Annotated in this window: 14 protein-coding genes; 8 read left to right on the forward strand and 6 right to left on the reverse strand. The window is 44.5% G+C overall.

Annotated elements, in window-relative coordinates:
- Positions 1-19 precede the first annotated feature (19 nt).
- Complete coding sequence (locus JKJ11_RS07125; protein WP_038228372.1) at positions 20-634, forward strand: TetR/AcrR family transcriptional regulator; 615 nt, start codon at positions 20-22, stop codon at positions 632-634.
- An 83-nt stretch (positions 635-717) separates the two neighbouring features.
- Here JKJ11_RS07125 and JKJ11_RS07130 read toward each other — a convergent pair whose 3' ends face one another.
- Together JKJ11_RS07130 and JKJ11_RS07135 are read right to left on the reverse strand one after the other, a co-directional pair.
- Positions 718-981: a hypothetical protein gene (locus JKJ11_RS07130; protein WP_038228374.1), complete on the reverse strand. Its 264-nt coding sequence runs from the start codon at positions 979-981 to the stop codon at positions 718-720.
- Between the two features lie 548 nt (positions 982-1,529).
- Positions 1,530-2,036, reverse strand: a complete 507-nt coding sequence (locus JKJ11_RS07135) for a DUF3087 domain-containing protein (protein WP_124941033.1) — start codon at positions 2,034-2,036, stop codon at positions 1,530-1,532.
- 144 nt (positions 2,037-2,180) lie between these two features.
- On the opposite strand from JKJ11_RS07135, the gene JKJ11_RS07140 reads away from it, so the two are divergent.
- Positions 2,181-2,615, forward strand: coding sequence for a helix-turn-helix transcriptional regulator (locus tag JKJ11_RS07140; RefSeq protein ID WP_353505904.1), 435 nt, complete (start codon positions 2,181-2,183; stop codon positions 2,613-2,615).
- 60 nt (positions 2,616-2,675) lie between these two features.
- Positions 2,676-3,065: a VOC family protein gene (locus JKJ11_RS07145; RefSeq protein ID WP_031494100.1), complete on the forward strand. Its 390-nt coding sequence runs from the start codon at positions 2,676-2,678 to the stop codon at positions 3,063-3,065.
- A 92-nt stretch (positions 3,066-3,157) separates the two neighbouring features.
- Here the strand turns inward: JKJ11_RS07145 and JKJ11_RS07150 are convergent, their stop codons facing one another.
- From JKJ11_RS07150 to uraH, 4 genes are all read right to left on the reverse strand, one after another.
- Positions 3,158-4,519: an 8-oxoguanine deaminase gene (locus JKJ11_RS07150; RefSeq protein ID WP_252038973.1), complete on the reverse strand. Its 1,362-nt coding sequence runs from the start codon at positions 4,517-4,519 to the stop codon at positions 3,158-3,160.
- Positions 4,520-4,658: 139 nt separating this feature from the next.
- Entirely contained in the window at positions 4,659-6,068 is a 1,410-nt protein-coding gene (locus JKJ11_RS07155) for a nucleobase:cation symporter-2 family protein (RefSeq protein ID WP_107306696.1), read from the reverse strand.
- 166 nt (positions 6,069-6,234) lie between these two features.
- Complete coding sequence (locus tag JKJ11_RS07160; RefSeq protein WP_006070605.1) at positions 6,235-7,578, reverse strand: NCS2 family permease; 1,344 nt, start codon at positions 7,576-7,578, stop codon at positions 6,235-6,237.
- A gap of 249 nt (positions 7,579-7,827) precedes the next feature.
- On the reverse strand, positions 7,828-8,181 hold the full coding sequence (gene uraH, locus JKJ11_RS07165; RefSeq protein WP_006070606.1) for a hydroxyisourate hydrolase: 354 nt from the start codon (positions 8,179-8,181) through the stop codon (positions 7,828-7,830).
- A gap of 359 nt (positions 8,182-8,540) precedes the next feature.
- Here uraH and puuE point away from each other — a divergent pair, with 359 nt between their 5' ends.
- From puuE to JKJ11_RS07190, 5 genes are all read left to right on the forward strand, one after another.
- Positions 8,541-9,473, forward strand: a complete 933-nt coding sequence (gene puuE / locus JKJ11_RS07170; protein ID WP_088877161.1) for an allantoinase PuuE — start codon at positions 8,541-8,543, stop codon at positions 9,471-9,473.
- Positions 9,473-9,988, forward strand: a complete 516-nt coding sequence (gene uraD, locus JKJ11_RS07175) for a 2-oxo-4-hydroxy-4-carboxy-5-ureidoimidazoline decarboxylase (protein WP_006070608.1) — start codon at positions 9,473-9,475, stop codon at positions 9,986-9,988. The genes puuE and uraD overlap by 1 nt, the downstream gene beginning before the upstream one ends.
- A gap of 158 nt (positions 9,989-10,146) precedes the next feature.
- Positions 10,147-11,133, forward strand: a complete 987-nt coding sequence (gene alc, locus JKJ11_RS07180; RefSeq protein WP_062460123.1) for an allantoicase — start codon at positions 10,147-10,149, stop codon at positions 11,131-11,133.
- 20 nt (positions 11,134-11,153) lie between these two features.
- Positions 11,154-11,723 carry an ureidoglycolate lyase gene (locus JKJ11_RS07185; protein WP_124941035.1) on the forward strand — a complete coding sequence of 190 codons (570 nt, stop codon included), beginning with the start codon at positions 11,154-11,156 and terminating at the stop codon, positions 11,721-11,723.
- A gap of 21 nt (positions 11,724-11,744) precedes the next feature.
- Positions 11,745-13,007 (forward strand): urate hydroxylase PuuD, encoded by a 1,263-nt coding sequence (locus tag JKJ11_RS07190; protein ID WP_062460126.1) that lies wholly within the window; start codon positions 11,745-11,747, stop codon positions 13,005-13,007.
- Positions 13,008-13,038 lie beyond the last annotated feature (31 nt).

Here is a 13,038-nt window from a genome sequence, read left to right on the forward strand (position 1 = left end):
CATGAGAGCAGGGAAGAGTATGTCGCGAATCAGACGAAAGAACCAAGACCTTATTATCGAGGTTGCCAGTGAACAGTTTGCTATGCATGGTTACGCTGCCACCAAGATGGCCGATATAGCAAAAGCGGCAGATATTCCCAAGCCTAACGTCTTTTACTACTTTAGCTCCAAAGACAAACTTTACTATGCCGTGCTCGAAACCGTCACTCAGCCATTGCTTGCTGCGTCATTACCTATCGAACAGTTAGATGATCCCGTCGAAGCGTTGACTCAATACATTCGTACCAAACTGACGATTTCCCGTGATTATCCTCATGCTTCTCGTGTGTTCGCTAGTGAAGTAATGTCCGGGGCAAAGGTGTTGCCAGAATCCATTCGAGACAAGCTGTTTGAACAATCGCAGATGATCATTTCCAAGTTTGCTACTTGGTCGAAACAAGGCTTTATGGATGAAGTACCACCGCATCATCTTATGTTTGCGATTTGGTCTGCGACTCAGACCTACGCTGATTTTAATTGGCAGATTTGCAGTGTATTGGATAAACCCGAATTAGACGACGCAGATTATGAACAAGCGGCGACGTTTCTCACCAAGTTAGTTATACAAGGTTGTGGTGTTAAGAGTCGGGTATAAGTGCACTTTTACAAGGTAGAGGTGACGTACAGCTGCTCCATCGATATAGAGCGGAATAGAAGCAGCTGTGTCTAATAGATATGCTAAAGGTCTTTATTTCGGGTGGTTTGCTGGCGAATATAGTCACCAAATTCGTATTTACGTTCCTGACTACCAATTTGATACAACTCTGTTTCTGTTCGCTGTTGAGCGTAGTTAGAGGCTTTCATAGAGCCATTGAGAATTTTTAACATCTGAGCAGAAACACGCTTCATAAATCGATCAACACGCCTTCCATACACTCTTAGTATGCCTAGAAAGCTGCAAAAGCTCATTGCGAGCGCGACCGACCAATGGATTTCAATCATGAGATTTCCTTGAGTATTATAACGACTTTGACTTCAACAAAGGTTATTAACCAGTGCACAAATATTTATATAGTTATTATGGTTTGTGAATATAGTTATATAAGTTCGTTATATCAATGTGCCAGAAATCTATTGATACAAACAGTCACACAGCTAGAAACTAATTAACGGAACTTTTAATATTGAAACCAATATATCCCATAGTTTCTTTGTGGGTACTGGGTTGAGTTTACTTTCAAATTGCCTATGAAGTAGATAAATAAAAACAGATGTTACCTGAAGGTTAATTCAAAGTAAAATCAATTATGTTGTATATAAATCAATGACTTATTTAATATATTGGTCATTATGTATTAATTGGTTAGATTATATTTCAAAGTGACCGGTGTGTTAGTTGGTTAGCATTGGTTTATGGGATTATTAATAAAAGTCTGAGGATTTGTTTGTGATTGAAACAGAGTGTTTCTTTAGAAAATATCGCCTATTAAATATATTATTTAAAGGCGATGTTTAATTGATGGTGATATTTGTATGTAGCTAGGTGAATATTAGAATCGCTTCAATATTGCTGAGTCATAGTCGCTGACATTAATTGTTACGCCGTACTTTTGTATCCACTCGTCAAGATTTTCCTGTGCAGTGTTTAAGCTACTTATGGTGATGGTGTTGTCATCAAGTTGCCAAAGTTGGCGCGACCCTTCGTAGCTGAACTGCAGCGCTAACATCGCATCAACGTTGCCTTGTTCGGCCGCAGCTAGCAGCTTGCGATTTTTGCGATAAATGAGGTTCAGTGCTTGTTTCAGTTCCCAAACATAAACGACCTCTTTCATCTTGGGTTGGGCTTTGAGTTTTAGAAGAAAAATAACAAGCCCAATAGCGCTAATTATTACGCCTAGAAGGTTCCAGTGAAAGTGAGAGCCAGAAGGAGAAGGAAAGAGGTAAATCAGGGCTTGTGAAATCGCTAAACTTGAAATTGCTAAGGTCGCGATACAAGCGATTATGACGATGTTTAAACGAGATCGGTATAACTGCTTATCGATAGTTTGTAATTTCATCTTCCATCCATTTTAGTTCGCTGTCTTTCTCATGCTGACAGCAAGAGTCTGCCGACGATTATACACACTTGCTCGTACTCATAAATCATACCGATTGAGATTTGTATGCCTAGCAATTAAGGCCAAGTCGTGTGTTAGACTTTGATGAGTATTTTGGAAAGGGACAGAGTCCAAGTGGCACCTTCTAACAAAACATTCTATGAACAAGAGATTGACCGTCTCTACAGTGAATCTCCCATAAAGGCCAAGCAGTATTTACTCATTCGCCAATCCAAAGCCTTCATGGAAAAATTTCACTCAGAGAATATTGAGTTGAACGACTTAGCTAAAGCGGCGTTGATGTCGCGCTTTCACTATGTGCGCATTTTTAAAAAGCTTTATGGTGCCACACCCCGAAGCTATCTCAGGGATATGCGCATTGCCAAAGCGAAAGCACTGTTGCGAGAGGGGCACCAGATTACCTATACCTGCTTTGAAGTGGGGTACGAAAGCGTAGCGACGTTTTCCTCGGTGTTTAAAAAGTGTACGGGTTATTCACCAAGGGAGTTTCAAAAGCGCAATAAAAGCAATCTAGAATAAGTTTTCCTATGACTTCTTGGCTATCTTTTAGTTATTCCATTACATCTAAGGTAAATATGAATGATTAAAATTGCTTTAACGAGTGTTCCTGTCAACGATCAGGACAAAGCATTAGACTTCTACACCAACATGTTGGGCTTTGTGAAGAAGACGGAAGTACCTGTAGGTGAGCACAAATGGTTAACCGTAGTATCTCCACAGGAACAATCGGGTGTTGAACTACTACTTGAACCCATGGCATTTGAACCTGCCAAGTTGTATCAACAATCTCTTAAAGAGGCAGGTATTCCTTGGACGTCGTTTGTTGTTGACGATATTGCTGCGGAATACGAAAGAATGTCTGCCCTTGGTGTTGAGTTCTCCATTGCGCCAAGAGAAACAGGCACTGTGATGATTGCAGTACTTGATGATACCTGCGGTAACTATATTCAGTTGATGCAAGAAATTTAACGCATCACATCTCGTTAGAAGTTATTGATGTGAATAAAAAGGGTCTCACTAATAGTGAGACCCTTTGCTATCGTGATAACTCAATGAATAAGCTACATACTTAATGCTGCTTGTCTTAAGCGAAGTGCGGCGGCTTTATGTCGCTCAATGAGCTGTGGCATATCCACGCCCATAACAGCACCATCGTGAACTCGCCATTGACCAGCCACCATCACACGGTCTGCCTGTTGAGCTCCGCACAATAGTAGAGCAGCGAGTGGATCGTGGCTGCCAGAGAAGCGAATGTCATCGAGCTTAAACATGGCAATATCTGCTTGTTTGCCGACGGAGAGTTCGCCTATATCTGTGCGACCCATGGCGCGCGCTGATCCTGATGTTGCCCAGCGAAGCGCGTCAAAGTGTGTTACGTTGTTAGAGCCATAGCGAAGGCGTTGCAAATACATCGCCATACGAACCTCAGCTATTAGGTTTGAACCGTCGTTGGAGGCTGAACCATCTACACCCAAGCCTACTTTCACGCCAGCTTTCTCAAGCTCGTTATTTTTACAGATACCGGACGCTAACATCATATTAGAAGTAGGGCAGTGACTTATTCCTACCTCTGCTTTACCAAGTCTGCGAATCTCTTCACTGTTAAAATGGATACCGTGGGCTAACCAAGTGCGCTCATTAAGCCAACCTACGTCCTCAAGGTAATCTACCGGACGCATACCAAACTTCTCAAGACAGAAATCTTCTTCGTCCAATGTTTCGCAGAGATGCGTATGTGTCATCACCGATTCATTTTTGGCGATTCGTGCCGTTTCTTTCATTAAATCAGTGGTCACAGAAAATGGCGAACAAGGTGCGAGCGCGATTTGAGTCATCGCTCCATCTTCACGTTGATGATAACTATTGATCAAGCGCAAGCTGTCATCAACGATGGTCTGTTCAGTTTGTATTGTGTGACGCGGTGGTAGTCCGCCATCATCTTCCCCTAAACTCATCGAACCGCGAGTAAATATGGCTCTTATTCCGAGCTTTTGCGCCGCTTCAACTTGCAAATCTATCGCATGTTCAAGACCAGTCGGGATTAAATAGTGGTGATCCGAGGCTGTCGTACAGCCAGAGAGTAATAGCTCAACAAGTGCCAATTCTGTAGCGACACTCATCATCTCTTCGTCGAGATTTGCCCATACTGGATACAAGCTTTTTAGCCAATGAAACAGCTCTTTGTTGAGCGCATCGGGGTAAGCTCTAGTTAGCGTTTGATAAAAATGATGGTGGGCATTCACTAGCCCTGGAGTGACGACATGTTGTGATGCGTCGATAACCGCCGTTATGGTTGTGGTGGGTTCTTGGTTGCTTGCTACTAGCTCGACAATTCGACTGCCTTGTACAACGATACCGCCGCCAGCGTCTTCTGTAGTGCCAGTGTAAATAGCAAGTGGATTCTTAATCCATACGGTTTCCATTCATAGTAATCCTTAGCCATCTCAGCCTTTTCAGGGAAGAGGGTCTTTTTTTGTTTTTAGTTGATGTAAGGTGCTCTATGTCATTGATTAAGCCATGTCTTAGAGCACGACAGTTATAGCCACTGATTGTTAGCTGTTCTTAATTATTACCTTTTGCAGACAGCTCTGTCTGTGATATTTCTTGGTTTTCTTCTTGTTGCTGAAGTTCATGAATCTCTTGCTTAACCATAGCACGGCTTTCTTCGTGTGCTTCTTGCTCTTCGCGCTTGCTTGATTTTGGCAAGAACTGATGCAAAAGTACGGTGACGATCGTACCAGTTGTAATCCCTGAGTGAAGGAAGTTTGAAAGTTCATGAGGGAAATGCTGAAGTAAGCGTGGTTCAAACGTGACTGCCAGTCCTGATGCTAAGCCAACGCAGATGACAAGGGCATTACGTTTAGTATCAGCCGCTTTAATAAGCATGCGAATACCCGCGTAAGCTATCATGCCAAACATGACAAAACCCACACCGCCTAGCACCGGTTTTGGAATCGTTACTGCAATCGCTGCCAGTTTCGGGAACAAACCACCCAAGATGAGCAATCCACCCGTTGCTGCAACAACGTAACGGCTTGCAACACCTGTAATACCAACAATACCTACGTTTTGACTGAATGATGCCAGTGGCATAGCTGTTAAGCATGACGCAAGTGTGCTGCCCAGACCATCGCCAAGCAATCCGCGCTTAAGGTCTTTACCATCAATCTTGGTGTGACAGTTGTTTGCGAGTGCCATAAAGTCACCAGTCGCTTCGGCGATGACAACTATATAAACCAAACTCATACTAACAATGGCGCTGGCTGAGAACGTAAGACCATATTTAAACGGTTCTGGACCACCTACCCATTCAGCGGTGCTTATTTGGTCGAGATCAACCATTCCCATGGACAGCGCTACGATGTAACCACCGGCAAGGCCGATAACAATAGCTGAAGCCGCAACCGCACCTTTACAATAAACCGATACCGCAATCACAATACCAAGTGACACAGCGGCAAGAAACAGCTTAGGCAAGGTAGCAAATTCACTGCTAACGGCGGGGGCATCTCCGACCCAGTTCATGGCAACGGGGAGTATGGTGAGCCCGATTAGGGTGACCACGACTCCACTTACAACAGTTGGGAAGAGCTTACGAACTTTGTCCATATAGAAGCTAGCTAATATGACGACAAACGAGCCAACCAACGCTGCACCCATAATGCCGGATACGCCAGAATCTTTACCTATGGAGATGGCAACACCAAGAAAGGCAAAGCTTGAACCCATAACAACTGGTAGCTTAATTCCGATAGGGCCGAAACCGACACATTGTGCGATGGTGACGATACCAGATGCCAGTAAGGCGGCGTTAATGAGGGAGACAATTTCGTCGTTAGGTAGGCCAATGGAAGCGCCAACAATTAATGGTACAGCGACGATACCACCAATAGAGGCCAGCATATGTTGGACGGCCAGTAAAAAGGTCATGCCGTGAGGCGGTTTTTGGTTCAGGGTGTACAGAAGTTTCATACTTATTCCTTTAGAGAGCGATGAATCGACTCTTCCTTGGTGGTGACATGGTGACTTCTACAAACTGCGTAGTGATAGTAATCCTGCTCGTCCTTTGTGCTGACCTAAACGGCAGGGTTAAAAACAAGCGGTAACCGTTAAGGCACGATTACCGCTTGATTTTGGGTTAGCCAATGAATACCAGTTTGGCAACGAAAATGGCGCTTAATAGGTACATTGAAATAGAGACATCTTTGGTTTTGCCCGTTGCTACTTTAAGAACGGTGTAAGTGATAAAACCAAGAGCGATACCATTAGCGATAGAGAAAGTAAGTGGCATCATTAGCGCTGTTATGGCTGCTGGAGCACCATTGGTAAAGTCTTTCCAATCAACATGCTGCATACTACTCATCATGACGAACGCTACATAAATAAGAGCGCCAGCTGTAGCATAAGAAGGAATCATACCGGCTAATGGAGAAAGGAAAATTGCTGCTAGGAAAAGAGCGGCAACGACAATCGCGGATAGACCAGTTCTAGCGCCTGCAGCTACACCTGCGGCACTTTCTACATAACTGGTCACTGGTGGACAACCCACACATGCACCAGCAACACTAGAAATACTATCGGCTTTAAGTGCCTTGCTTAGCCCTTCAATTTTGCCTGTTTCTTTGTTGATTAGGTGAGCTCGCTCAGCGACACCCATTAGCGTACCTGCTGTGTCGAACATGTTCACAAAAAGGAAAGCAAGAATCACACTGACCATAGAAACGTTAAGTGCGCCTGAAATGTCCATCGCCATAAAGGTTGGGGCAATGCTTGGTGGTGCAGAGAAGAAGCCATTGTATTGAACAAGACCCAACATCATGCCAACAATAGTAACGCTCAGAATACCGATTAATACCGCACCGAACACGCGACGCTCACTGAGCACCGCAATGATCAAGAAGGCAATAGCAGCCAAAAGCGCATCTGGTTTAGTGAAGTCACCTAGAGAGACCAACGTTGCTGGGTTTTCAACAACAATACCTGCGGTTTTCAGGCCGATAAGACCCAAGAAGAGACCGACACCTGCCGTCATCGAGTAACGTAAACTTTCAGGAATACTCTCAATGATCCACTGTCGTATCTTATAGAAGCTCATACCGACAAAGAGAATACCGGAGATAAATACCGCTCCGAGTGCCACTTCCCAGCTGTATCCCATTTCACTGACGACAGTGAAAGAGAAGAAAGCGTTAAGACCCATACCGGGCGCGAGTCCAACGGGCCAGTTAGCAAACAGCCCCATGAGTAAACAGCCAATGGCTGCACCAATACAGGTGGCGACGAAGACCGCTCCCTGATCCATTCCAGAGGCCGCCATAATGCTTGGGTTGACGAAAATAATGTACGCCATAGTAGCAAAGGTCGTTACACCTCCGACGAGCTCATTTTTAACGCTCGAACCGTGTTGCTTTATCTTGAAAAAGCGTTCAAGCACGCCATTTCCAGCCGATTCGTTGAGCACTTCTGCTTTGCTTTCATTCATTTGAGTAAGTCCTTTACACAATACCCTTAATGTAGAAATTGGGTATAAAGTTTGTTGCTTTTCCTTAAATTGAAAACAGCAGTACCCATGACACCTTGCTGCAGAGTCACTCCAGCACTAGTGCCATTCTCCAAAGAGAGTAGGTTCATTCCAATTTACTTATTGCTCTTTCGCAAAAGAGCGAGCTCTTAGAAGTGCAAGGCTGCCTGTTGTTGTCTTGCACTTGCTAGGAGAAGGTTGCTACAGCGATCAACTGCCTCTGTAGGTTGAAAAACTGTAAGGGGAGGCGAGCAGAGGCACATGATAATGCGCATCCTCATCATTCAATCCAAAGCGAATTACGATATCGTCAAGGAAAGGAACTTGGTCTAGCTCGACACCTTTACGCTCAAAGTAAGGAGCGACATGAAAAATGAGTTGATATTTTCCAGCGACAAAATCATCGCCTTCAAGAATAGGAGAATCAGTTCGGCCATCGAAGTTCGTCATTACGCTCTTAATAAACTGACTTTCTTCACCTTCAATACGGAAAAGATCCACTTGGATCTCTGACCCAGGCACACCATTTGCGGTGTCTAGTACATGCGTTGTTAGTCGTCCCATAATTGCTTCGTGCTTACACACGCTCCTTTAATGTCATCTTGTAATTCTGTATACAAAAATCAGGTCTGTTTAATTCTATTGATATTAATATGTACACAATTTACGCCATTAGTAAAGGTTTATGTTATGAAAATGTTGCATCAAAACAGTGCTAAATATGGGCGGAACATGCACTAAAATAGTGATGGTTAAAAATCATTCAATTATAACTTGTTGAAAAATAGCATTATGTTTCCAAAATGTAATTTGATAAACAAAATCTTTACATTGAGATAAATTATTGTATACAATTAAGTAAACCAAAGAGTGAAAGCGCACTCCAAAGAGAGTGCAGAAAAGAACCAAGAAGGAGTCTGTGGATGAATAAGGATTATTCGCGCAATCTCATCGGCTACGGAGCGAATCCCCCTCACCCTAAGTGGCCAAATAACGCACGAATCGCGGTTTCCTTTGTATTGAATTATGAAGAAGGCGGTGAGCGTTGCTTACTGCACGGAGATGATGAATCGGAATCATTCCTATCGGAAATTCCGGGTGCTATGCCAATAAAAGGTGAGCGTCACATCAGTATGGAATCGATTTACGAATACGGAAGCCGTGCAGGTGTATGGCGTGTGCTTAGGTTGTTCGAGCAGTATGATATTCCACTAACCATTTTCGCGGTTGCGATGGCGGTTGAGCGCTATCCTGAAGTCGCTGTGGCAATGAAAGAAGCGGGGCATGAGATATGCAGTCACGGCTATCGTTGGATCGACTACCAATATACTGATGAATCGCAAGAGCGCGATCATATGATCAAGGCGATAGAAATTATTAAGCAGGTGACGGGTGAACGTCCGCTTGGTTGGTATACCGGAAGAACCGGTCCAAATACACGACGTATTGTGGCAGAAGAAGGCGGATTCCTTTACGACTCTGATGCCTATGATGATGATCTTCCTTACTGGCACACAGAGGCGGGGAGACCTCAGTTAGTTATACCGTACACGCTTGACGTAAATGATATGAGATTTGCTACCGCCCAAGGATTCAACTCCGGTGAGCAGTTCTTCCAATACCTAAAAGATACCTTCGATACTCTGTATGAAGAAGGTGAAACTGCACCAAAAATGATGTCTGTAGGCTTACATTGCCGATTAATTGGACGTCCGGGACGTATCGCCTCGCTAAAACGCTTTTTAGATTACGTCAGTCAACATGAAGATGTGTGGCTATGTCGCCGCATCGATATTGCCAAACACTGGCATGAACACCACCCATATCAACCCGATGAACAGCAAGGAGCTCAATAATGACACAATTCAAATCATGCACACCGACAACTATGGTACGTGATGAGTTTGTCTCAAGCTTTGCTGACATTTATGAGCACAGTCCTTGGGTGGCTGAGTCCGTTTTTGACGCTGGACTGGATGCAGATGACAACCATATAGAAAGTTTACATTTGAAAATGTCGATGACGCTGCTTAATGCGTCTGAGCAAAAACAACTCGACTTGATCAACGCTCACCCAGATTTAGCCGGTAGAGCAGCGGTCAATGGAGAACTTACCGCGGCATCTACAGCCGAGCAGGCTGGTGCTGGTATTGACCAGTGCTCCGAAGAGGAATTTGCCAAATTTACTACTTACAACAACAGCTACAAAAATCGCTTCAACTTTCCCTTTATCATGGCGGTTAAAGGGGCCAATCGTTACCAAATTCTTGAATCGTTCGAGATGCGATTAGGCAATGATAGTGAAACTGAGTTTGCTACTGCGCTTAACGAAATCAACAAGATAGCGTTATTTCGCTTGAGAGATATGTAAGTCAAAGGAAAGGCGACTATCTCTTTTATTAACCTAAGCTCGAAAGCCTAAGCTGGAAAATCTAAGCAATGAGCGCGTCGGCAGAGGCCGATAATGGCGACGAGCAAGCAGGTACTCATTTTATTATTAATTGGATTAATTGAACTGGATGACAGGAAATGTCTTTGAATATTGAACAATACATCAACCTTGCAGATGACAAACTAGGCGCAGAAGCGCTATACGCTACCGATGACTTTTTTGCTGACAAGAGTCGTTTACTTCGTCGAGAAGCACCTGAGTGGAAAGACGACCTTTATGACGACAATGGCAAATGGATGGACGGTTGGGAAAGCCGCCGTAAACGTGGCGAAGGTTATGACTTCTGTGTGGTTAAGCTCGGTTTAGCGGGAACGATTGCAGGCCTTGATATCGATACCTCATTTTTCACAGGTAACTTCCCTCCGTCAGCGTCTGTTGACGCCATTTATAGCCCAGATGCTGATCCCACTCATGCGGAAGGCTGGGAAGAAATTCTACCGTCACAAAGTCTAGAAGGTGACAAGCACCATCTAAACGAAATTGACAGCGACAAAGTATATACCCATGTTCGTCTTAACATCTATCCAGACGGTGGTGTAGCGCGTCTTCGTGTCTACGGAAGCCCTAGTGTAGATTGGAATGCTATCGACGAGTTGCAACAAGTTGACTTGGCGGCCGTAGAAAATGGTGGTCGTGCGTTGGCTTGTAGTGATGAGCACTATGGTAACAAGTCAAATATCCTTGGCCCTGGTCGTGGTGAAAACATGGGTGATGGTTGGGAGACCGCTCGACGCAGAACACCGGGTAACGACTGGGTGATTGTGGCACTTGGACATGCGGGTAATGTTGGTCGTGTTGTTGTTGATACAGCGCACTTCAAAGGTAACTACCCAGATAGCTGCTCAATTCAAGCCGCTTACGTGAAAGGTGGAACAGATGATCAAGTCGCCACTCAGAGTTTATTTTGGAAGGAGCTACTTCCTTCTCAAAAACTGAACGCACACGATATTCATGAGTTTGTAGCTGAGGTTAACGAGATTGGTCCAGTTACCCATGTAAGACTAAACATCTTCCCTGATGGTGGTATTAGTCGCTTACGCCTATTTGGTACAAAAGCAGACTAAACTTAATAGAGGGAATTTTTATGAGTAATGGTATTTGCCATCTAACTATTGAGCCACTCACTAAAGCCGCATTTGAGCAGTTTGGTGATGTGATTGAAGTTGAAAATAGTGACTATTTTATGATCAATAATGGTTCGACTCGTCGCTACCATAAGTTAGCTGAAGCCGATGTTGAAGAGCTGGGGGGGCGTGCGATCATGAGTATCTTCCAAGCGACCCCGCTTCAGTATCCGCTCACTATTTCAATGTTAGAGCGACACCCTCTGGGTTCACAGGCTTTTATACCATTGCTTGGTCAACCGTATCTTATCGTTGTCGCACCAAAAGGCGACAATCCTTCTTTGACTGACTGCCGAGCTTTCTATAGTAACGGTCGTCAAGGGGTCAACTATCACAAAGGAGTTTGGCACCATCCTGTTTTGGCTCTGACCGACCAAGATAAATTTCTGATCGTCGATAGAGCTGGGGAAGGGCATAACTGTGATGAAGTGTTCTTTGAAGAGAACCTTGTACAGTTGGACTTGAAGGATTTGCCGCAAGACATCGATAAGACGAAACAAGATAAGGACAAGCAGCAAGCGACTGTCTAAGCTGCTTTTGAGGAGTGTGTTATGGATCCGCACATGACAGAATGGCTCAACCTGATGATTCGTTGGGCCCATATGATTGTAGGTATCGCATGGATTGGAGCGTCTTTCTACTTCGTTTGGCTTGAGAACAATCTCAACCGTACTAACCCTAGAGACGGCCTATCTGGCGATTTGTGGGCGATTCACGGCGGTGGTATTTACCATCTCGAGAAATACAAACTGGCACCACCAAAAATGCCAGAAAACCTTCACTGGTTTAAGTGGGAAGCTTACTTTACGTGGATTACGGGTGTACTGCTATTGGGCGTAGTGTATTACCTCAATGCTGAAATCTATCTAGTAGCTCCAGGTTCGGGCATCGACTCAACAACAGCGATTATGATCGGTATTGCTGCGCTTATCTCTGGTTGGGTAATCTACAACCTACTGTGTAACTCGCCTTTGGGCAAAACGCCGGTACTGTTAGGTATCGTGTTGTTCCTAGGGTTGGTAGGTGCAGCCTATGGTTTGTCGCAGGTGTTCAGTGGACGTGGTGCTTACATCCACGTAGGCGCTATCATTGGTACCATCATGGTTGGTAACGTGTTCTTCGTCATCATGCCTGCGCAACGTGCTTTAGTGAAAGCGATTGAAAACAATCAAGAGCCGGACCCTACATTGCCAGCAAAAGGCCTGTTACGTTCACGACACAATAACTATCTGACTTTGCCAGTGTTGTTCATCATGATCAGCAACCATTTCCCAAGCACATATGGTTCTGAATACAACTGGGCAATTTTGGCTGCGCTATCAGTATTTAGTATCTTGGTCCGTCACTACTTTAATACACGTCATGGTAGCCAGAAGTTCGCATGGACAATACCTGCTGCTGCTTTGGGTATGGTAACGCTAGCCTTTGTTACATCGCCTTATGCCAACAAACCAGCTGCCCCTGTCGCAAAAGCACCTGTGGTTGAAGCTGGTGATCATCATGCAGACATGCAAGCCTCAGCCGATATTGCGGCTCAAGCAGATGATGGCACAATTGCCTTTGCACAAATTAATGATGTCATTCAAGAACGCTGTTCGGTATGTCACTCTGCAACGCCAACACATGCTGCATTCCAAACCGCTCCGGCTGGCGTGATTCTGGATACGCCTGAAGAGATCAAAGTGAATGTACCACGCATTGTCGCTCAAACCGTGACGACGAAGGTAATGCCGTTAGGTAATCTAACTCAGATGACAGATGAGGAACGTATGTTAATTGGAGAATGGGTAGAACAAGGCGCTCAGATTCAATAACTGATGAAGTCATCTTTAATACGTTTAAACT

The sequence above is a fragment of the Vibrio sp. SCSIO 43133 genome, from assembly GCF_023716845.1.
In the GTDB taxonomy this organism is placed as follows: Bacteria; Pseudomonadota; Gammaproteobacteria; order Enterobacterales; family Vibrionaceae; genus Vibrio; species Vibrio mediterranei.